Genomic DNA, 18,895 nt, shown 5'->3' with positions numbered 1-18,895 from the left:
TATGCACCTGACATCACCGCACATCACCCCCGAAAGCGCGCCGTTCTGGGAAGCGGCCAACCGGGAGCAACTGCTGCTGCGCCGCTGCCTCGACACTGGCAAGGCCTTTTTCTACCCCCGCGACCACAGCCCTTTTACCGGCAGTGCGGCCACCGACTGGATCGTCGCCAGCGGCAACGCCACCTTGTACAGCTTCAGCTACAGCGGGCGAGACGATGAAGCGTATTGCATCGCCTACGTAACGCTCGACGAGGGACCGACAATGTTGTCCGTCATCGAGTGCGAGGACAGGCAACAGCTGCATATCGGGCAACGGCTTGAGGTGACCTTCGCGCCGACGCCCGATGGGCAAAAAATACCCATTTTTAAATTGTCCCTTAGGGGTTGACAGTCAGACACACCGCAGCCGATTTATCACCCGTCAACCACCCATTAATCTGTGCCCATGTTGAACGCAACGCAAAACCCACTTAAACAAAAAAGGATTCAACCATGAGCACGCCAACCTACAACCGCTTGAACAAAGACGACGCCGTAGTGCTGCTGGTCGACCACCAGACTGGCCTGATCTCCCTGGTGCAAGACTTCTCCCCTAACGAGTTCAAGAACAACGTGCTCGCCTTGGCGGACCTAGCCAAGTTCTTCAACCTGCCGACCATCCTCACCACCAGCTTCGAGCAAGGCCCCAACGGCCCGCTGGTGCCGGAGCTGAAAGAAATGTTCCCGGACGCGCCGTACATCGCTCGCCCTGGCCAGATCAATGCGTGGGACAACGAAGACTTCGTCAAGGCGATCAAGGCTACCGGCCGCAAGCAGATCATCATTGCCGGCGTGGTCACGGATGTGTGCGTCGCGTTCCCAACCTTGTCAGCACTGGCGGAAGGCTTTGATGTGTTTGTGGTGACTGATGCCTCGGGCACGTTCAACACCACAGTGCAGCAGGCAGCGTGGAGCCGGATGACCCAAGCCGGTGCGCAGATGATGAACTGGTTCTCGGTGGCCTGTGAGCTGCATCGCGACTGGCGCAACGATATCGAAGGCCTGGGCAATCTGTTGTCCCAGCGTATTCCGAACTACCGCAACTTGATGAATGGTTACTCGGCGCTGACGGCGCGTAAGGACTAAGCCAACCGTTTCACTCAACACAAGCCTGCCCTGAAAAGCAGGCTCTTTTTATTCGCTAAAACAACGTCCCCACGCGTATTTGGCCTATCACGCACTCTAATCCGCCAGCTCGCGCTCGATCTGCTCAATGCTAGGCAAAACCGTCTGCAGCTCCGCGGGCAGCGACTCAACCAGTTGATATTCAGCCACACCCATCGGTCGGTTGTTGTCGCGCAATGCATATTCGGCGACGACTTCGTTCTTGCTCTTGCACAGCAGCAGGCCAATCGTTGGTCCGTCTTGCGGGTGTTTGAGCTGGGCATCGACGGCCGCAAGATAAAAGCTCAACTGCCCCAGATGCTCGGGTTTGAACTTGCCCGCTTTCAGTTCGATCACCACGTAGCAGCGCAGCTTCAGGTGATAGAACAACAGGTCAACAAAGAATTCATCGCCCCCAACGTCGAGCAGCACTTGCTGGCCGACGAACGCAAAACCCGCGCCCAGCTCCAACAGAAAGTCAGTGACGTGTTTGATCAAGGCGTTTTCTATGTCGCGCTCCTGCGCGTCCAAGCCCAGGCTGAGGAAATCAAAACGGTAAGGGTCTTTCAGCGATTCGCGCGCTAAATCGGATTGAGGTTTGGGCAGATGGCTGTCGAAATTGCTGACGGCCTTGCCACTGCGCTCCAGCAATCGGCTTTCGATCTGCATGACCAACGTGTTGCGCGACCAGTTGTGTGCTATCGCCTGGGCGATGTACCAGCGGCGGGTTTCGGGGCCGGGTAGTTTGTCCAGCAACACCACATTATGACCCCAGGGCAATTGTGCAGCAGCCTGTTGCACAAATTCCGAGCTTGGCCATGCCTGCGCGAAAGCACGCATGTATTTAAGATTACGCGGTGAAAAACCCTTCATTTTGGGAAAGGCCGCACGCAAATCCTGGGCAAGACGATCAATGACTTTACTGCCCCAGCCCTGCTCAGCCTGACGGGTCAAAATGTCCTGGCCGATCTGCCAGTAGAGCAGCACGAGTTCTCGGTTTACCGCCAGCGTTGCGCGCTGTTGCGCCGAATGGATGCGGCCTTTCAGGTCAGTCAGCCAGTCGCTGTAACCCGCAGGCGGTTGGGTCAAGCCGATAGCGGTTTCGCTCATGCCGTTGCACTCTTGTGTTTTAAGGCAGGCTAGTCAGGGGCATGTGCTGTCACAAGGGGCCAGGAACGGTTCAGGAAGGGCCTTTCAACGGTTACAGAAACGCCCTGCTGGCCATTGCAGGTACTGGGCTCTACTGCAGCGCAGCGGGCCAGGTGGCTGAAACAAACCGGCGCTTTATTGGGAAAAGGGAATTTTCATGTACTTCGGCAAAGCCGCGCAGTTGTCGGGCACGACCATCAAGGCAATTCGTCACTATGAGGCGATCGGGCTATTACCTGCGCCGCAGCGTCAGGGCCAGTACCGGGTCTATTCGCAGCAAAGCGTTCAGTTGCTGATGTTTATCAAGTGCGCGCAGCAACTGGGCTTCAAGCTCAAGGAGTTGCAGGACATTCTCCGAGGCCATCAAGGCGATGCGTTGCCCTGGGACCGAGCGGACCAGGCTATCGCTGGCAAAAAACAGGAACTGGCCGTGCACATTGCCGAATTGCAGAAGATGCGCATGGGATTGCTGGCATTTGAGGCACAGCTGAAGGATGCACAAGGACAGTGTTTGTCAGTAGCGCAGAGAACCTGACGGCTCATGAGCCGAATAATATGGCTAATCGGCTCACACACCACGGCATCCTCCCCCGCTCATTTGCCCAGAATCCCCATGTCTGCTAGTGTCGCGCCGGTTTACCGTCTACCGGAATAGCCGCCATGGCCCGCAAAAAAGTTGCACTCGATTTCGAACAATCCCTCGCCGACCTGCAAACCCTGGTCGAGCGTCTGGAGAACGGCGAATTGTCGCTGGAAGACTCGTTGACAGCGTTTGAGCAAGGCATCGGCCTGACCCGTGACTGCCAGAGTGCTTTGGCACAGGCGGAACAGAAGGTCCAAGTATTGCTGGAACGTGACGGGGAGTTGGCCGAAGAGCCTTTCGATGCGGAACAGCCCGAATGATCGACGCGTATCAGGCCAGTAGCCAAGCCCGGGTCAATGCGGCGTTGGAACCCTTGTTTGTTGCGCCAAGCCCCGAACTCAAGCGTCTTTACGAAGCCATGCGCTACAGCGTGATGAATGGCGGCAAGCGCGTGCGCCCCTTGCTGGCCTATGCGGCCTGTGAAGCCTTGGGCGCGCCGGCCGAACAGGCGAATGGCGCGGCGTGTGCGGTGGAGTTGATTCACGCCTATTCGTTGGTGCATGACGATTTGCCGGCGATGGACGACGACGATTTGCGTCGCGGCCAGCCGACCACCCACAAAGCGTTTGATGAAGCCTGCGCGATCCTCGCCGGTGACGGCCTGCAAAGCCTGGCGTTCAGCGCACTGCTGGACCCGGCGCTGAGCAGCGTCAACGCCGACATCCGTCTGCGTATGGTGACCGCCCTGGCCGTGGCTGCAGGCCCCTCCGGTATGGTCGGCGGCCAAGCTATCGACCTCGGTTCGGTAGGCCAGAAGCTTGATCAACACGCCTTGGAATACATGCACCGGCACAAGACCGGCGCCTTGATCGAAGCCGCCGTGCACTTGGGCGCCCTGGCCAGTGGGCGGGCCGAAGCCCCTCAATTGGCGGCGCTGAAGACCTACGCGCTGGCCGTCGGCCTGGCGTTCCAGGTGCAGGACGACATTCTCGACGTAGAAAGTGACACCGCCACCCTGGGCAAACGCCAAGGCGCTGATATCGCACGGGACAAACCGACGTATCCTGCGCTGCTCGGGCTGGAATCGGCCAAGGTTTATGCCTTGGAACTGCGCGACCAAGCCCTGGACGCCCTGCGACCTTTCGACGCGGCGGCCGAGCCACTGCGTGACTTGGCGCGGTATATCGTCGAACGCCGGCACTGATTACAGCGGCCATTTCAGCCGCATATCGGCCAAGTTCGGCGCTCTGCGTGGGCAGTTTGCGATGCTTGAGGTAAACTGCCGCCTCTTCTTATACCTATAACGATTCGCCTGATGCCCACGACGTTTCAAGAGATTCCCCGCAAGCGCCCGTCCACGCCCCTGCTCGACCGTGCTGCCACGCCGGACGGCCTGCGTCGGTTGGGTGAAGCCGAGCTGGAAACCCTGGCCGATGAGTTGCGCCTGGAATTGCTCTACACGGTCGGCCAGACCGGTGGGCATTTTGGTGCTGGCCTGGGCGTCATCGAGCTGACCATCGCCCTGCATTACGTGTTCGACACCCCGGACGACCGGCTGGTGTGGGACGTGGGCCATCAGGCGTATCCGCATAAAATCCTTACGGGCCGCCGCGAGCAAATGGGCACCCTGCGCCAGAAGGACGGCGTTGCTGCCTTCCCGCGTCGCTCCGAGAGCGAGTACGACACCTTTGGCGTCGGCCATTCCAGCACCTCCATCAGTGCAGCGCTGGGCATGGCGATTGCCGCCCGTCTGCAAGGCAGCGATCGCAAGGCGATTGCCGTGATTGGTGATGGCGCGCTGACTGCCGGCATGGCCTTCGAAGCGCTGAACCATGCGCCTGAAGTGGACGCCAACATGCTGGTGATCCTCAACGACAACGACATGTCGATCTCGCGCAATGTCGGGGGCCTGTCCAACTACCTGGCAAAAATCCTCTCCAGCCGCACCTACGCCAGCATGCGCGAAGGCAGCAAGAAGGTGCTCTCGCGTCTTCCCGGCGCGTGGGAAATTGCCCGGCGCACCGAAGAATATGCCAAGGGCATGCTGGTTCCCGGCACCCTGTTCGAAGAGCTGGGCTGGAACTACATCGGCCCTATCGACGGCCACGACCTGCCGACCCTGATCGCCACGCTGCGCAACATGCGTGACCTCAAGGGCCCGCAGTTCCTGCACATCGTCACCAAGAAAGGCAAAGGCTTTGCCCCGGCAGAAGTCGACCCGATCGGCTATCACGCAATCACCAAGCTGGAACCGCTGGACGCCCCCGCCGCTGCGCCGAAAAAAGCCAGCGGGCCTAAGTATTCCGGTGTGTTTGGCGAATGGCTGTGCGACATGGCCGCCGCCGACCCGCGCCTGGTGGGCATTACACCGGCGATGAAGGAAGGCTCCGACCTGGTGGCGTTCAGCGAACGGTTCCCGCTGCGTTACTTTGACGTGGCGATTGCCGAGCAGCACGCAGTGACATTCGCCGCCGGCATGGCCTGTGAAGGCGCCAAGCCGGTGGTCGCTATCTACTCGACGTTCCTGCAACGCGGTTATGACCAACTGGTGCATGACGTGGCGGTGCAGAACCTCGACGTGCTGTTTGCCATCGACCGCGCCGGCTTGGTCGGCGAAGACGGCCCGACCCACGCGGGCAGCTTCGACTTGTCCTACTTGCGTTGCATCCCCGGCATGCTGGTGATGACGCCGAGCGACGAAAACGAATTGCGCAAGATGCTCAGCACCGGCCATCTGTACAACGGCCCGGCGGCCGTGCGTTACCCGCGCGGCAATGGCCCGAATGCCGTGATCGAAAAGGACCTGGAGCCGATCGAGATCGGCAAAGGCATCGTGCGCCGCCAGGGCAGCAAGACCGCGTTCCTGGTGTTCGGCGTGCAGCTGGCCGAGGCCCTGAAAGTCGCCGAGAAGATCGACGCTACCGTGGTCGACATGCGTTTCGTCAAACCACTGGATGAAGCCTTGGTGCGCGAGATCGCCGGTAGCCACGAGCTGCTGGTGACGGTTGAAGAAAACGCCATCATGGGCGGCGCCGGTGCGGCGATCAGCGAATGCCTGGCGCGGGAAAACATCCTCAAGTCGGTGCTGCACCTGGGCTTGCCGGATGTATACGTTGAGCATGCCAAGCCGGCGCAGATGCTGGCGGAGTGTGGGCTGGATGAGGCCGGGATCGAGGCTTCGGTGCGCGAGCGCATGGCGCTATTGGGCCTCTAACCCAATCTCCAGGCTGATACCGAGACTAGAATATGGGAGCGAGCAAGCCGCTCCCAGATTGGTTTTGTGTCAATTTTGATAGCCATGGACCGCCCATGAGTCACCTTCGCCTCGCCCTGCCCTTGCTGCTTCTAGCCTCCCCGGACCTGCTCGCAGACACCCGCGACGACGCCCTGAAACTCCCCAACGTCGTCATCAGCGCCAACCGACAGGTGCAGGCGCGCAACGACAGCAGCGCCGCCAACAGCGTGTTTACCCGCGACGACATCGAGCGCCTGCAACCCACCAGCCTGACCGACCTGCTCAGCCGCGTTCCTGGCGTGCAAATAGCGCCTACCGGTGGCCGCGGCAGCCTGCCCGGCATCTATATTCGTGGCACCAAATCCGCCCAGAGCCTGGTGCTGGTGGACGGTCAGCGCATCGCCAATAGCACCTCCGGTGACAGCGGCTTGCAGTACCTGAACGTCGACCAGATTGAACGGGTGGAAGTGCTGCGCGGTTCACGCTCGGTGATCTACGGCAGCGATGCAATTGGCGGGGTGATCCAGGTGTTTACCCGGCGTAATACCGGGCAAGGCCTGCAACCACGCCTCAAGTTCGGTTTCGGCAGCAACCAGACCTGGGGGCGCAGCCTTGGCCTGTCCGGCGGAGATGAGCACACCCGTTTCAACCTCGGCGCGAGCCTGGATGAAACCTCGGGTATCAACTCGACGCACACGTCATTCCCAAGCGATGGCGACCACGACGCCTACCGCAACCAGTCACTCAGCCTGAACCTGAGCCATTCTTTCAGCGATGAGCTTGAGGCCGGGTTCAACCTGTTGGATAACCGTGGCAAATCGGAGTACGACAACAGTTTCGGCCGCTACGACGTCGCCACCGGGCAAACGCTTGGGCAAAAGCCCTACACCGACTACACCGTCAGCAGCGCCAGCGGCTATGTCGACGCCAGGCTCAACGAGCGCTGGCAGTCGCGCCTGGAGCTGGGCCACAGCGAGAACCGGGACACCAAGCGCGATACCCTCAGCGATGACTTCAGCGTGTTCAACACGTACCGCGACTCGGTCAACTGGCAGAACGACCTGACGCTGAATGACCAGAACAGCCTGATTCTCGGCGGCGACTGGTACGAAGACCGGTTCCACGGCTCCACCACCTTTACCGAAAACAGCCGCCGGAACCGTGCAGCTTTTGTGCAACATCGGTTCCACGGCGAATGGTTTTCCACCGAGTTGGGGATACGGCGCGACCAGAACCAGCAATTTGGCGGGCAGAACAGCTGGAGCGGCACCGTCACCGTGCCGGTCAACCCCGACAACGACGTGCTGCTGAGCTACAGCGAAGGCTTTCGTGCGCCGACCTTCAACGACCTGTATTACCCGGATACGAAGTACAGCAACCCCAACCTGCAGCCCGAAACCTCGAAAAGCTACGCGCTGCAATGGCGTAGCCAGTTGAGCGACAGCACGCGCCTGGAAGCCTCGCTGTACCGCACCGACTTGAGCGATGCGATCATTCTCGACAGTAACAGCAAGCCCCAAAACGTGGCGTCGGCGCGCATCGATGGCGTTGAGGCCGCGCTGAAGCAAGAGCTGTTTGGGTGGCAGGGCAACCTGGGGCTTGCGGTCATCGACCCGCGCGACCGTGACAGCGGCCACACCCTGGCCCGCCGGGCGCGGCGTACGTTGAGCCTGGATCTGGATCGGCAGTTCGACAAACTGGGCGTAGGTGCCAGTTGGCAGGCCATCAGCAGCAGCTATGACGATGAAGACAACACACACCGCCTTGGCGGGTATGCCTTGCTGGGGTTACGCGGCAGTTGGACGTTGAATCGGGAAGTGGCGTTGTCGGTGAAGGTCGATAATCTGTTGAACAAGTCTTATGCACGGGCGCGTTACAGCTATAACGACCCGGGGTTCTTGAACAATCAGGATTACCGTGAAGAAGGCCGGGCTTGGATGATTGGGGTGACTTGGACACCCGAGATCTGAGTTGGCTGTGACAGGTCAGGTGCAATCACCTGGCACAACCTCGCCACCGCCTCCAACATCTGCCCACTGGGCCGCTCCAGGCCTTTGTCCGGCACCACCCGCACCCGCGTCGCCATCGCCGGCCAGACCCTCCAGGCCTCCTTCTGCGCCTGATCCCCCACCAGAATCAGCTCGGGATCACGCTGCAACACCGACTCGATATTCACCTGCGGCGCGGGCAGCGTGAGGTCGTCAAACACATTGCGCGCGCCGCACACACCCAAGGCATCGCTGATGATCTGCCCGCCGCCCACGGTGTACAGCGGCGGGTTCCATACTTGGTAGAACACTCGCAACGGTTTGGCCCGCTGATAACGCTGACGCAGTTCAGCCAGGCGCTGGCGCAACTGTGCAGCCAACTGCCGACCGGCTTCAGGCCGACCTAATTGTTCGGCGATGGCCTGCACTTGGGTGGTCAGTTGCTCAAGGCTGTGGGGTTCGGAGACGTACACCGGAATGTTCAGGCGCTGCAACTGCTCACGCTGGGCCGGGCCGACACTGCCGGGCCACAGCAGGATCAGGTCGGGCTTTAGGCTGAGCAGGCGTTCCATGTCGAGTTGGCCATAACGCCCCACCGACGGTACTTGCGCCAAGGCTGCCGGGCGATCGCCGCCGTCGAGCACGCCCACCAGCAGGTCGGCAGCGCCCAGTTCAGCGACGATTTCAGACAGCGATGGCGCCAGGCTGATCACGCGTTCGGCAGCCAACGCCTGGGCACTCGATGCCAGCAGCAGGAACGCCAGCCAGTGACGCCTCATCCCAATTGACGGGGGATGCGGTAGAGGTAAAACAGCACGAGTGTCGATAGCACCAGCAAGAACAGCGGCACTGCTTCAAGGCCGACAAACACCGCCAACGCACCGATCCAGGCTGGCACGGAGGCAATCAGCAACGCCGTGCGCCGACGCGCCGCCAACGTAATCCAGGCAGCCGGTTCTTCGGGGGTATCGAGGGCTTTGGAGGTCGCGATCAACGCATGTTTATAGCCGTTGAAGTAGCGCAGACTGAGGAACATCGAAGCCACGCCGGCAATAAAGAACGGCATGGCCAGCACCGGCAGCAAGGACTGCGCCTTGCCAAATACCAGGTTGATCACGAACAAAGGGAGCAGCGCCAGCGCCAGGTACTGCCACCAATTGAAGGACAGTCGCCGTTTCACCTGGCCACGAGTCACGCGCGGTCGACCTCGCCCTGGTGCTCGTTGCCCATCATGTGATCGAGCTTGCTGGCCTTGGTGGCCAGGTAGAGCTTGTTATGCGGGTTGTGCCCGGTGTGCAACGGCACACGCTCGGCAACGGTGATGCCCATTTCGGTCAGGGCTTTGACCTTGCGCGGGTTATTGGTCATCAGCCGCAGGGACTTGACGCCCAGATACTCCAACATCGGCAGGCAGATCGCGTAGTCACGCTGATCAGCGGCGAAGCCCAGGCGCTCGTTGGCCTCCACGGTATCGGCACCGCCATCTTGCAGCTCGTAGGCGCGGATCTTGTTCAACAGGCCAATGCCGCGGCCTTCCTGACGCAAGTACAGCAGCACGCCACGGCCTTCACGCGCGATGGCTCGCATAGCCGCTTCGAGTTGCGAGCCGCAGTCGCAACGCTGGCTGAACAGTGCATCGCCGGTCAGGCACTCGGAGTGCAAACGCCCAAGCACCGGCGCGCCATCCGCGATATCGCCCAGGCTAAGCACAACGTGCTCGCGCCCGGTGGCTTCTTCAAGAAAGCCGTTCATGGTGAACGTGGCAAAAGGGGTAGGCAGCTTGGAAGCGGCGACGAAAACGACGGGCACCGTGTGCTCCTGATTTCAGTTTTTACAGAGGCGGCCATTGTAACAGCACGTTCCTACAGACGCTTAAGCTGAATTATCGCTGATAAAGATCAATCGGTTTGATTGGCCTTTGTTCAGGTTCTATGCAGCGCCACTGGCCAAGACCTATTCACGCGTCGCGAAAATGCTGATAACCCCGAATGGCCGGGGTGATGTTCTGCCCGTTGTCGTCGAGCAGCGTCACGCCCTGCCCCGCCCCGACCCGGCCGATCACATGGATCGGCCAGCCATTGGCCTGCAACGGCGCCAATTCGGCGGGTGGCAGGGTGAACGCCAGCACGTAGTCGTCGCCCCCGCTCAGGGCCGCTACGCGCGCCTCATGATCGCCGACAAACGCCAGCAGCGCCTGGGACAATGGCAACCGCTGACGCTCAATCAGCAGGCTGACCTTTGATGCCGTGGCGATATGCCCGCAATCGGCGAGGAGCCCGTCGGAAATATCCATCGCAGACGTGGCCTTGCCGCGCAGCGCCAGCCCCAGGGCCAACTGCGGCTGCGGCGACCAGTAATGGGCCAGCAGCGGGTCGGCGATGGTCGCATCGGCGCTGCGTTGGCCCAACACCAGCGCCAAGGCGCCAGCCGCATTGCCCAGCTCGCCGCCGACACACAGCAGGTCACCCGGCTGCGCACCGCTGCGGGTCAAGGCTTGCCCGGCCGGAACACGACCAAACACGGTCAGGGTCAGGCTGAGGGGCCCGCGCGTGGTATCGCCGCCCACCAAGCCCACGCCGCAGCGTTGCGCCATGCGGTTCAAACCCAGTGCATAGCGTTGCAGCCAATCGGCATCAACCGTCGGCGTGGTAAGGGCAAGGGTAAACGCGAGAGGGTTGGCGCCCATGGCAGCCAGGTCGCTCACCGCCACCGCCAACGAGCGTTGGCCGAGCAGGAAGGGGTCGCAGGGGTCCGAAAAGTGCACCCCGGCCACCAATGTATCGGTAGAAATTGCCAGTTGCTCCCCGGCAGGGAGCGCCAGCAAGGCGCAGTCGTCGCCGATCCCCAAGGCAATGCCTTCGCCGCCTTGCGCACAAGGCGCGGCGGCGAAGTAGTTGCGGATCAGCTCAAACTCGCCCATTCAGGACTCAAGCGCCGGTTAGCGCTTGTACGCCTTCACTTCAGCTTCACGCAGGCGCGGGGCCAGCTTGTCGAGCACGCCGTTGACGAACTTGTGACCGTCGGTCGAACCGTAGACTTTCGCCAGTTCGATGCCTTCGTTGATCACTACGCGGTACGGCACATCGACGCGATACAGCAGTTCCCAGGTGGACAGGCGCATCACGCACAGTTCAACCGGGTCCAGCTCTTCGATGGTCAGGTCCAGGCAAGGTGCCAGGGCCGTGTCGATCTCGCTCAGGTGTGCATACACACCGTGCAGGATGTCGTGGAAGTACGGCAGGTCGGCGAAGGTGAAATCGTTATCGACGCGAAACTGCGCTTCGATTTCGTTCAACGAGGCGCCCGCCATCTGACGCTGATACAGCGCCTGGGTGGCCAGTTGACGAGCAGCGCGACGCTTCTCGTTCTTGGACGGCTTACCGGCGTCGGCTGGACGCTCGTCGCGTGGGTTGAAACGATCGCTCTCGTCGGAAATCACTTGGCCTCCAACTGCGACAGCAGGCTGACCATTTCCAGGGCGGACAGGGCAGCTTCAGCGCCTTTGTTACCGGCCTTGGTGCCGGAACGCTCGATGGCTTGTTCGATGGAATCAACGGTCAGTACGCCGAAGGCGACCGGCACGCCGAACTCCATGGACACCTGGGCCAGGCCCTTGGTGCATTCGCCAGCCACGTATTCGAAGTGCGGAGTACCGCCACGAATGACCGCGCCCAGGGCGATGATGGCCGCGTATTCACCCTGTTGAGCAACTTTTTGCGCAACCAGTGGAATTTCGAAGGCGCCAGGGGCACGGATAAGGGTGATGTCGCTTTCGCTCACACCGTGGCGAACCAGGGCGTCCACGGCACCGCTAACCAGGCTTTCAACCACGAAGCTGTTGAAGCGGCCAACTACCAGGGCGTAGCGGCCTTTGGGGGCGATGAAGGTACCTTCGATGGTCTTCAGGGTCATTCGACAAATCTCTTAAAGAGCCGGGACGCGTGTATGACGCGTCCCTTAGTGATATTTGAACCGCGAACAAGGGGCGACAATCGCCGGCCTTTATTCGGAGGGCACGTATTCTACTACTTCCAGGTCGAAACCGGATATCGCATTAAATTTCATGGGTGCACTCATCAAGCGCATTTTGCGCACGCCCAGGTCACGCAGGATCTGCGAACCGGCACCGACGATGCTATAGGTGGTCGGTTTTTTCACCGGCACGTTGTCAGCCGTTTCGCGGATATGCGCCAGCAACACATCGCCGTCCACCGGATTGCCCAGCAGCAACACCACGCCGCTACCCGCCTCGGAGACCGCAGCCATGGCGGCGCGCAGACTCCAACGACCCGGTTGCTTGACCATCAGCAGGTCACGCAGCGGGTCCATATTGTGCACGCGCACCAAGGTCGGTTCGTCTGCGCAAATGGCACCCAGGGTCAGGGCCATGTGCACGTCGCCTTCCACTGAATCACGGTAGGTCACCAAATTGAATTGGCCCAGTTCGCTGTCCAGTGGCTGCTCGGCAATCCGCTGAACGGTACGTTCGTGGATCATCCGGTAGTGAATCAGGTCGGCAATAGTGCCGACCTTGATGTTGTGTTCGGCGGCAAAGGCTTCCAGTTCAACACGGCGAGCCATGGTGCCGTCGTCGTTCATCACTTCGCAGATCACCCCGCTCGGTTCGAAACCGGCCATGCGCGCCAGGTCGCAGGCCGCTTCAGTATGACCGGCGCGAGCCAGGGTGCCGCCCGGCTGGGCCATCAGCGGGAAGATGTGGCCTGGGCTGACGATGTCTTCGGCCTTGGCGTCTTTCGCGGCGGCCGCCTGTACGGTGCGTGCACGGTCAGCAGCAGAGATACCGGTGGTGACACCGGTGGTGGCTTCAATCGATACGGTGAACTTGGTGCCAAAACCCGAACCGTTGCGCGGCGCCATCAACGGCAGCTTGAGCAACTCGCAGCGCTCACGGCTCATGGGCATGCAGATCAGCCCACGGGCGTGCTTGGCCATGAAATTGATGTGCTCAGCCTGGCAGGCCTCGGCGGCCATGATGATGTCGCCTTCGTTCTCGCGGTCTTCGTCATCCATCAGGATGACCATCTTGCCTTGGCGGATGTCTTCAACCAGTTCTTCGATGCTATTGAGCGCCACGTGGCACCCCCTTGGTCAGGATTTCAGGTAGCCATTAGCGGCCAGAAAACTTTCGGTGATGTTACTGGCAGCAGGCTCTGCGGCCTTGTCGCCCAGCAATAGGCGCTCCAGATAACGGGCAAGCAAGTCGACTTCAAGGTTCACCCGGCGACCCGGCTGGTACGACGCCATGATGGTTTCGCTCAGGGTGTGGGGAATAATGGTCAGTTCAAATTCGGCGCCGTTCACGGCGTTCACGGTCAGGCTGGTGCCATCGACGGTGATCGAGCCTTTGTGGGCAATGTACTTGGCCAACGCTTTGGGCGCGCGGATGCGGAATTCCACGGCCCGCGCGTTTTCGCTGCGCGCCACGACTTCGCCGACGCCGTCGACGTGGCCGCTGACCAGGTGGCCGCCGAGGCGGGTGGTCGGCGTCAGGGCTTTTTCCAGGTTGACAGGGCTGCCGGCCTTAAGGTCATTCATCGCGGTGCAGTCCAGGGTTTCCCGGCTGACATCGGCGGCGAAGCCGTTGCCCGGCAGGTCGATGACGGTCAGGCACACGCCACTGACGGCGATACTGTCGCCCAGTTTGACGTCGCCCAGGTCGAGCTTGCCGGTTTCAACCAGCAGGCGTACATCGCCGCCTTTGGGGGTCATTGCACGGATGCTGCCGATGGATTCGATAATGCCGGTGAACATTTCGTTCTCCTGAAAACGGGGCTGACGCTCAAGCGCAGGCCGGGAATTATACGCTCGCTGCGGGGAGCGGGATGGCAGTGACTCGCCAGTCGTCGCCAACAGCGCGCATTTCAGTGATCTTGAGTTGGGGGGCGTCGGCGAGTTTCTCAAGCGGCCAGTCCAGCAAAGGCCGGGCGGCGGAGCCGAGAAACTTGCCGGCGACGAAAATCACGTACTCATCCACCAGGCCTTGCTGGGCGAACGCGCCCGCCAGGCTTGGGCCGGCTTCTACCAGCACGTCATTGACGCCGCGGGCAGCCAGCGCAACCAGTGCTGAGCGCAGGTCGACCTGGCCCTCGACGCCCGGCACCACCAGGCACTCGGGGCCACGGGGGAACTGGTTTTCCGCCGTCACGCACGTGATGACCAACGCCGGGCCGGCCTTGAAGAACGGCGCATTGAGCGACACGCGCAAGCGGCCATCGATCAGCACGCGCAACGGCGGGCGCGACATCGCCAGGGCAGTCGTGGCCTCGTCCAGGCCGAGCTCGGCGGCGCGCACGGTCAGGCGCGCACCGTCCGCCAACACCGTGTCGGCGCCAGTCAGCACCACGCTGGCCTCGGCGCGCAGGCGCTGTACCGCGGCGCGGGCGGCGGGGCCGGTGATCCATTGGCTTTCGCCGCTGGCCATCGCGGTGCGACCGTCCAGGCTCATCGCCAATTTGACCCGCACGAAAGGCAGGCCGTGTTCCATACGCTTGAGGAAACCCTTGTTGAGGGCCCTGGCTTCACCCTCCAACACACCGCTGCGCACCTCGATCCCGGCCTGGGCCAGGCGCTGCATGCCGCGCCCGGCGACTTCCGGGTTAGGGTCCTGCATCGCCGCAACCACCCGCGCCAACCCGGCGCTCAGCAACGCATCGGCGCACGGCGGGGTGTGACCATAGTGGCTGCAAGGTTCAAGGGTTACGTAGGCCGTGGCACCGCGAGCCTTGTCACCGGCTGCGCGCAGGGCATGCACTTCGGCATGGGGCTCGCCGGTACGCACATGCCAGCCTTCGCCGACAACCTGCCCATCACACACAATCACGCAACCTACCCGTGGGTTGGGGTGGGTGGTGTACAAGCCATTGCGTGCAAGTTCCAGGGCGCGGGCCATGTAATGGGCGTCGAGCACCGCCTGTTCAGCAGAAGGTGGGTTCATTCTTTGGCAGGCTCACGGGCCAGGCGGTCGATCTCTTCACGGAACTCATTGAGGTCCTGGAAACGTCGATACACCGAGGCGAAACGGATATAGGCAACTTCGTCGAGCTTTTGCAGCTCGCCCATTACCAGTTCTCCAACTACCAGGCTCTTGACCTCGCGCTCGCCGGTCGCCCGCAGCTTGTGCTTGATGTGCACCAGCGCCGCTTCCAGCCGCTCGACACTCACCGGTCGTTTTTCCAGGGCGCGCTGCATACCGGCGCGTAATTTATCTTCGTCGAAAGGCTGGCGGCTGCCGTCGGACTTGATCAGACGTGGCAATACCAGTTCGGCGGTTTCGAAGGTGGTGAAACGCTCACCGCAGCCAGAGGCCAGGCATTCGCGCCGGCGACGCACTTGATCGCCCTCGGCGACCAGACGCGAGTCAATGACCTTGGTGTCGTTGGCACCGCAGAAGGGACAGTGCATGGTTGGCAGGCAACAAATAAAGGGAGGACCATGGTAGCGCATCCCCGTGGCAAGACAAGCCATAGCCTTTACGGTATATAGGCTGACTATTATGTTTCATATCTTTTAAGCCACGGATTTTGTCCTTTCTGGAGCCGTACATGCAGTTACGACCACTTGTTTTGCTTACCCTCTTCAGTTTCCTGGTCGCCTGCAGCAGCGAAGCCCCAAAGCCGGCCGCACCTCAACCGACGCCAGCGCAAGAGAAAAAAGTCCCAGGGATTGAAGACATGGGCCCCCTGCCTGCCTATCAGCGGGAAATCAGCGGCAGCCTGACCAACGTACCCGCGGGTGCCGAAGTCGAGATGGCCTTGTTGGTCATCGACGACCGTTCGCGCCCGCAGCAACTGCTCGCCAGCAGTGTATTGAGCGGCAACGGCAAGCCCTTGGCCTTCCGCCTGCGCTACAACCCCGAAGCCTTCCCAGCCGGTGCGCGGGTTGAACTGCGTGGTCGCGCCAGCCAGTCCGGCGAGCTGATCCTGCACCTGCCCGCCGTGCTGATCACCCGGGCAATCACCCAGACCACCGGCCCCCTGCAACTCGTCAAGGCACCATGACGCCACCGCTGGACCTGCAAGCGGCGCTGAGCGAACTGATCGGCGACGCGCAACTGGTGCCCTGCCCGCTGCCGGGTACCGAGCTGTCTTTGTGGCTGCTGGACGCAGACAACATGGACCGCGCCTTCAGCCCCGAAGAAACCCGGCGCATCCTGCATGAACCGCCTTACTGGAGTTTTTGCTGGGCCAGTGGTTTGGCGCTGGCACGGTATCTGGCGGCGACTCCTGAATGGGTCGCCGGCAAGCGCGTGCTGGATTTTGGCGCGGGTTCCGGTGTGGCCGGGATTGCGGCGGCTAAAGCGGGCGCGCTGGAAGTAGTCGCCTGCGACCTGGACCCGCTGGCCTTGGCATCCTGCCGGGCGAATGCCGAGCTTAATGGTGTGGAACTGGGTTATTCGGCGGACTTTTTCGCCGAATCAGACCGCTTCGACCTGATCCTGGTGGCTGACGTGCTCTACGACCGGGCGAACCTGCCGCTGTTGGACCAGTTCCTGACCCGTGGCCGCGAAGCCTTGGTGGCGGATTCGCGGGTGCGGGACTTCCAGCACCCGGATTATCAACGGCTGGAGATTCTGGATGCGCTGACGTTGCCAGACTTGGCGGAGCCTTGGGAGTTTCGCAAGGTGAGCCTGTACCATTCGCGGCGCACTTGAGACCTTCGCGAGCAAGCCCTTATAGTTGCCCCATTCCCGCTTTATTCGAGACGCCCCATGAGTGAGCCCACGCCATACATCTTCGACGTTACTACTGCCACCTTCGACCAGGCAGTGATCCAGAACTCCTTCGAAAAACCCGTGCTGGTGGATTTCTGGGCCGAGTGGTGCGCGCCGTGCAAGGCGTTGATGCCGATGCTCGCGAAAGTTGCCGAGAGTTATCAGGGCGAGTTGCTGCTGGCCAAGGTTGATTGCGAGGCCGAGCAGGACATCGTCGCGCGTTTTGGCATTCAAAGCCTGCCGACGGTGGTGCTGTTCAAGGATGGCCAGCCGGTCGACGGTTTTGCCGGGGCGCAGCCGGAGTCGGCGGTGCGGGCGCTGTTGGAGCCGCATGTGCAGATGCCGCCGCCAGCTGCGGCGGACCCGTTGGAGCAGGCCCAGGCGCTGTTTGCCGAAGGTCGCATCAGTGATGCCGAAGCCCTGCTGGTCGCGCTGCTGGGCGAGGACAACACCAACGCCGCCGCACTGATCCTGTATGCACGCTGCCTGGCCGAGCGCGGTGAGTTGGGCGAAGCCCAGGCCGTGCTGGACGCCGTGAAAAGCGACGACCACAAAGCCGCCCTCGCCGGGGCCAAGGCGCAGATCACTTTCCTGCGCCAGGCTGCCGACCTGCCGGACGCCGCCGACTTGAAAAGCCGCCTGGCGCAAAACCCGCAGGACGACGAAGCGGCCTATCAACTGGCAATCCAGCAACTGGCGCGCCAGCAGTACGATGCGGCGCTGGAAGGTTTGCTCAAGCTGTTCATCCGCAACCGCAGCTACAACGAAGGCCTGCCGCACAAGACCTTGCTGCAGGTGTTCGAACTGCTGGGCAATGATCACCCGCTGGTGACCGTGTACCGCCGCAAGCTGTTTGCCGCGTTGTATTAATCGCCGACCCAACTGTACAGCGGCGTATCACCGCCGCTGGCCACTTTCACCTTGGCGCTATGGCGCAGGCGCACCAACAGGCGCTTGCCCGCCGAGGCGTCCCCCGCCAAGCCTTCCAACTGGTCGAGCAGTTCGAGGCCACTGAGTTGCCCGGCCTCGCGCAACAGATCCTGAGCGTTCTGCCACAGGTCATCGTTCTGTTTTATCGGCACAACTGGCGGCGTACTCTCTACTGGGGCGGCCTGCAATTGCGCGCCCAGGCGTGCCCAATCAGCGTCGTCCAGCTCCAGGGTCAAGTCCACCGGCAGGTCGCCGACGGTTCCACGAATTCGCAACATCGTCGTTACTCCTGCACATTTTCCGACAGGCATGCTCCCATGCGGCTTGCGCAACGCCAAGCAGCCGGTCAAACTCCCGGCCCTATTGTTATAAGATCACATAACAAAACTTTTATCTTCGCTCAGGAGTTTCACCATGCGCCGTCTGTTGCTTGCTTTGCCGTTTGCCCTGCTGCCACTGGCGGTCGCTTATGCTCACGACGATCACGACCATGAACACGGCAGCCTCGGCGCCCATGAACACGGCGTTGGTCGGCTCAACGCGGTGCTCGACGGCCAAGCCCTTGAACTTGAGCTGGACAGCCCGGCGATGAACCTGGTGGGTTTCGAACACGTGGCCACCAGCGCGGCGGACAAAGCTAAAGTCGCCGCTGCACGTAAACAGCTGGAAAACCCTGTCGCCCTGTTCAACTTGCCCAAGGCCGCCGGCTGCGTCGTCGGCAACCAGGAACTCAATAGCCCGTTGTTCGGCGACAAGCCCGAAGCCGACCATGATCATGATCATGACGCCAAAGACGGCGCCCACGAGCACCATCACGACCACAGCGAGATCCACGCCCACTACCAGTTCACCTGCGCCACGCCGACAGCCTTGAGCAATCTCGACCTGAGCCAAGTGTTCAAGACCTTCCCCGCCACCCAGAAAATTCAGGTACAACTGATCGGCCCGAGCGGCCAGCAAGGTGTTGAAGCGACGGCCACAGCAGCCACCCTGAAGTTCTGATTTGAAAATACGGTCAATGTGGGAGCTGGCTTGCCTGCGAACGGATGCCTCGGTATGTCTGGAACAACCGAGTCGCCCGCATCACAGGCAAGCCAGCGCCTACAAGGGATCGGCGCCATTTTCTACAACCAGGC

The 18,895-nt window shown here is 61.5% G+C and carries 22 protein-coding genes and 2 pseudogenes; 12 read left to right on the top strand and 12 right to left on the bottom strand.

The window, feature by feature from the left end:
- The first annotated feature begins 1 nt into the window (after window position 1).
- Entirely contained in the window at window positions 2-388 is a 387-nt protein-coding gene (locus AACY52_RS08105) for an OB-fold domain-containing protein (protein WP_339416976.1), read from the top strand.
- Between the two features lie 104 nt (window positions 389-492).
- A complete protein-coding gene (gene ycaC / locus AACY52_RS08100; RefSeq protein WP_049711340.1) occupies window positions 493-1,125 on the top strand; it encodes an isochorismate family cysteine hydrolase YcaC in 633 nt (210 codons plus the stop codon).
- Between the two features lie 96 nt (window positions 1,126-1,221).
- Here ycaC and AACY52_RS08095 read toward each other — a convergent pair whose 3' ends face one another.
- Window positions 1,222-2,253 (bottom strand): PDDEXK nuclease domain-containing protein, encoded by a 1,032-nt coding sequence (locus tag AACY52_RS08095; RefSeq protein ID WP_339416977.1) that lies wholly within the window; start codon window positions 2,251-2,253, stop codon window positions 1,222-1,224.
- 120 nt (window positions 2,254-2,373) lie between these two features.
- Between AACY52_RS08095 and AACY52_RS08090 the strand changes: the two are divergent.
- From AACY52_RS08090 to AACY52_RS08065, 6 genes and pseudogenes are all read left to right on the top strand, one after another.
- A pseudogene (locus AACY52_RS08090) lies at window positions 2,374-2,511 on the top strand (flavodoxin family protein); the annotation flags it as partial.
- Window positions 2,450-2,827 carry a MerR family transcriptional regulator gene (locus AACY52_RS08085; RefSeq protein ID WP_339530745.1) on the top strand — a complete coding sequence of 126 codons (378 nt, stop codon included), beginning with the start codon at window positions 2,450-2,452 and terminating at the stop codon, window positions 2,825-2,827. The pseudogene AACY52_RS08090 and the gene AACY52_RS08085, both read left to right, overlap by 62 nt.
- A gap of 125 nt (window positions 2,828-2,952) precedes the next feature.
- Window positions 2,953-3,195, top strand: a complete 243-nt coding sequence (locus tag AACY52_RS08080; protein ID WP_003176346.1) for an exodeoxyribonuclease VII small subunit — start codon at window positions 2,953-2,955, stop codon at window positions 3,193-3,195.
- On the top strand, window positions 3,192-4,079 hold the full coding sequence (gene ispA, locus AACY52_RS08075; protein WP_339416980.1) for a (2E,6E)-farnesyl diphosphate synthase: 888 nt from the start codon (window positions 3,192-3,194) through the stop codon (window positions 4,077-4,079). The genes AACY52_RS08080 and ispA overlap by 4 nt, the downstream gene beginning before the upstream one ends.
- A gap of 111 nt (window positions 4,080-4,190) precedes the next feature.
- Complete coding sequence (gene dxs / locus AACY52_RS08070) at window positions 4,191-6,089, top strand: 1-deoxy-D-xylulose-5-phosphate synthase (RefSeq protein ID WP_339416981.1); 1,899 nt, start codon at window positions 4,191-4,193, stop codon at window positions 6,087-6,089.
- Between the two features lie 95 nt (window positions 6,090-6,184).
- Entirely contained in the window at window positions 6,185-8,080 is a 1,896-nt protein-coding gene (locus tag AACY52_RS08065) for a TonB-dependent receptor domain-containing protein (protein WP_339560405.1), read from the top strand.
- Window positions 8,081-8,091: 11 nt separating this feature from the next.
- On the opposite strand, the pseudogene AACY52_RS08060 reads toward AACY52_RS08065, so the two are convergent.
- The 10 genes and pseudogenes from AACY52_RS08060 to nrdR all read right to left on the bottom strand — a co-directional run.
- Window positions 8,092-8,877: pseudogene (locus AACY52_RS08060) on the bottom strand (cobalamin-binding protein); the annotation flags it as partial.
- Window positions 8,874-9,293 carry an MFS transporter gene (locus tag AACY52_RS08055; RefSeq protein ID WP_339416984.1) on the bottom strand — a complete coding sequence of 140 codons (420 nt, stop codon included), beginning with the start codon at window positions 9,291-9,293 and terminating at the stop codon, window positions 8,874-8,876. The pseudogene AACY52_RS08060 and the gene AACY52_RS08055, both read right to left, overlap by 4 nt.
- On the bottom strand, window positions 9,290-9,907 hold the full coding sequence (gene ribA / locus AACY52_RS08050; RefSeq protein ID WP_339416985.1) for a GTP cyclohydrolase II: 618 nt from the start codon (window positions 9,905-9,907) through the stop codon (window positions 9,290-9,292). The genes AACY52_RS08055 and ribA overlap by 4 nt, the downstream gene beginning before the upstream one ends.
- A 148-nt stretch (window positions 9,908-10,055) precedes the next feature.
- Entirely contained in the window at window positions 10,056-11,018 is a 963-nt protein-coding gene (thiL, locus tag AACY52_RS08045; RefSeq protein WP_339438538.1) for a thiamine-phosphate kinase, read from the bottom strand.
- An 18-nt stretch (window positions 11,019-11,036) separates the two neighbouring features.
- Window positions 11,037-11,537, bottom strand: a complete 501-nt coding sequence (gene nusB / locus AACY52_RS08040) for a transcription antitermination factor NusB (protein ID WP_065873720.1) — start codon at window positions 11,535-11,537, stop codon at window positions 11,037-11,039.
- Window positions 11,534-12,010 carry a 6,7-dimethyl-8-ribityllumazine synthase gene (gene ribE / locus AACY52_RS08035; protein WP_003194576.1) on the bottom strand — a complete coding sequence of 159 codons (477 nt, stop codon included), beginning with the start codon at window positions 12,008-12,010 and terminating at the stop codon, window positions 11,534-11,536. Before ribE ends, nusB begins: the two co-directional genes overlap by 4 nt.
- A 90-nt stretch (window positions 12,011-12,100) precedes the next feature.
- Window positions 12,101-13,192 (bottom strand): bifunctional 3,4-dihydroxy-2-butanone-4-phosphate synthase/GTP cyclohydrolase II, encoded by a 1,092-nt coding sequence (gene ribBA, locus AACY52_RS08030; RefSeq protein WP_339427966.1) that lies wholly within the window; start codon window positions 13,190-13,192, stop codon window positions 12,101-12,103.
- A gap of 15 nt (window positions 13,193-13,207) precedes the next feature.
- Window positions 13,208-13,870, bottom strand: coding sequence for a riboflavin synthase (locus tag AACY52_RS08025; protein ID WP_339560404.1), 663 nt, complete (start codon window positions 13,868-13,870; stop codon window positions 13,208-13,210).
- A gap of 46 nt (window positions 13,871-13,916) precedes the next feature.
- Complete coding sequence (gene ribD, locus AACY52_RS08020) at window positions 13,917-15,053, bottom strand: bifunctional diaminohydroxyphosphoribosylaminopyrimidine deaminase/5-amino-6-(5-phosphoribosylamino)uracil reductase RibD (RefSeq protein WP_339560403.1); 1,137 nt, start codon at window positions 15,051-15,053, stop codon at window positions 13,917-13,919.
- A complete protein-coding gene (gene nrdR, locus AACY52_RS08015; protein WP_049713467.1) occupies window positions 15,050-15,520 on the bottom strand; it encodes a transcriptional regulator NrdR in 471 nt (156 codons plus the stop codon). The genes ribD and nrdR overlap by 4 nt, the downstream gene beginning before the upstream one ends.
- A gap of 140 nt (window positions 15,521-15,660) precedes the next feature.
- Between nrdR and AACY52_RS08010 the strand changes: the two genes are divergently transcribed.
- Genes AACY52_RS08010 through trxA form a run of 3 tightly spaced genes read left to right on the top strand, consistent with a single transcriptional unit; the run spans window position 15,661 to window position 17,699 of the window.
- Window positions 15,661-16,116, top strand: a complete 456-nt coding sequence (locus AACY52_RS08010) for a YbaY family lipoprotein (RefSeq protein ID WP_339436991.1) — start codon at window positions 15,661-15,663, stop codon at window positions 16,114-16,116.
- Window positions 16,113-16,769 (top strand): 50S ribosomal protein L11 methyltransferase, encoded by a 657-nt coding sequence (locus tag AACY52_RS08005; protein ID WP_339416993.1) that lies wholly within the window; start codon window positions 16,113-16,115, stop codon window positions 16,767-16,769. Before AACY52_RS08010 ends, AACY52_RS08005 begins: the two co-directional genes overlap by 4 nt.
- Window positions 16,770-16,826: 57 nt before the next feature.
- Window positions 16,827-17,699: a thioredoxin gene (gene trxA, locus AACY52_RS08000; protein ID WP_339416994.1), complete on the top strand. Its 873-nt coding sequence runs from the start codon at window positions 16,827-16,829 to the stop codon at window positions 17,697-17,699.
- Here trxA and AACY52_RS07995 read toward each other — a convergent pair.
- Window positions 17,696-18,037, bottom strand: a complete 342-nt coding sequence (locus AACY52_RS07995; RefSeq protein ID WP_339416995.1) for a hypothetical protein — start codon at window positions 18,035-18,037, stop codon at window positions 17,696-17,698. The genes trxA and AACY52_RS07995 overlap by 4 nt on opposite strands.
- A gap of 136 nt (window positions 18,038-18,173) precedes the next feature.
- Here AACY52_RS07995 and AACY52_RS07990 point away from each other — a divergent pair, with 136 nt between their 5' ends.
- Window positions 18,174-18,761: a DUF2796 domain-containing protein gene (locus AACY52_RS07990; protein WP_339438544.1), complete on the top strand. Its 588-nt coding sequence runs from the start codon at window positions 18,174-18,176 to the stop codon at window positions 18,759-18,761.
- Window positions 18,762-18,895 lie beyond the last annotated feature (134 nt).

This window comes from Pseudomonas sp. EA_65y_Pfl1_P113 (genome assembly GCF_963970525.1).
Classification (GTDB): Bacteria; Pseudomonadota; Gammaproteobacteria; order Pseudomonadales; family Pseudomonadaceae; genus Aquipseudomonas; species Aquipseudomonas tritici.
Note: the sequence above shows the minus strand (reverse complement) of the source record. Positions and strands in the feature narration are given on the sequence as shown.

What these genes read in the sequence shown, in the direction of transcription:
- AACY52_RS08105 (WP_339416976.1), top strand. Translation starts at nt 2, where the DNA reads ATGCACCTGACATCACCGCACATCACCCCCGAAAGCGCGCCGTTCTGG.
- ycaC (WP_049711340.1), top strand. Translation starts at nt 493, where the DNA reads ATGAGCACGCCAACCTACAACCGCTTGAACAAAGACGACGCCGTAGTG.
- AACY52_RS08095 (WP_339416977.1), bottom strand. Translation starts at nt 2,253, where the DNA reads ATGAGCGAAACCGCTATCGGCTTGACCCAACCGCCTGCGGGTTACAGC.
- AACY52_RS08085 (WP_339530745.1), top strand. Translation starts at nt 2,450, where the DNA reads ATGTACTTCGGCAAAGCCGCGCAGTTGTCGGGCACGACCATCAAGGCA.
- AACY52_RS08080 (WP_003176346.1), top strand. Translation starts at nt 2,953, where the DNA reads ATGGCCCGCAAAAAAGTTGCACTCGATTTCGAACAATCCCTCGCCGAC.
- ispA (WP_339416980.1), top strand. Translation starts at nt 3,192, where the DNA reads ATGATCGACGCGTATCAGGCCAGTAGCCAAGCCCGGGTCAATGCGGCG.
- dxs (WP_339416981.1), top strand. Translation starts at nt 4,191, where the DNA reads ATGCCCACGACGTTTCAAGAGATTCCCCGCAAGCGCCCGTCCACGCCC.
- AACY52_RS08065 (WP_339560405.1), top strand. Translation starts at nt 6,185, where the DNA reads ATGAGTCACCTTCGCCTCGCCCTGCCCTTGCTGCTTCTAGCCTCCCCG.
- thiL (WP_339438538.1), bottom strand. Translation starts at nt 11,018, where the DNA reads ATGGGCGAGTTTGAGCTGATCCGCAACTACTTCGCCGCCGCGCCTTGT.
- ribE (WP_003194576.1), bottom strand. Translation starts at nt 12,010, where the DNA reads ATGACCCTGAAGACCATCGAAGGTACCTTCATCGCCCCCAAAGGCCGC.
- AACY52_RS08025 (WP_339560404.1), bottom strand. Translation starts at nt 13,870, where the DNA reads ATGTTCACCGGCATTATCGAATCCATCGGCAGCATCCGTGCAATGACC.
- ribD (WP_339560403.1), bottom strand. Translation starts at nt 15,053, where the DNA reads ATGAACCCACCTTCTGCTGAACAGGCGGTGCTCGACGCCCATTACATG.
- nrdR (WP_049713467.1), bottom strand. Translation starts at nt 15,520, where the DNA reads ATGCACTGTCCCTTCTGCGGTGCCAACGACACCAAGGTCATTGACTCG.
- AACY52_RS08010 (WP_339436991.1), top strand. Translation starts at nt 15,661, where the DNA reads ATGCAGTTACGACCACTTGTTTTGCTTACCCTCTTCAGTTTCCTGGTC.
- AACY52_RS08005 (WP_339416993.1), top strand. Translation starts at nt 16,113, where the DNA reads ATGACGCCACCGCTGGACCTGCAAGCGGCGCTGAGCGAACTGATCGGC.
- trxA (WP_339416994.1), top strand. Translation starts at nt 16,827, where the DNA reads ATGAGTGAGCCCACGCCATACATCTTCGACGTTACTACTGCCACCTTC.
- AACY52_RS07995 (WP_339416995.1), bottom strand. Translation starts at nt 18,037, where the DNA reads ATGTTGCGAATTCGTGGAACCGTCGGCGACCTGCCGGTGGACTTGACC.
- AACY52_RS07990 (WP_339438544.1), top strand. Translation starts at nt 18,174, where the DNA reads ATGCGCCGTCTGTTGCTTGCTTTGCCGTTTGCCCTGCTGCCACTGGCG.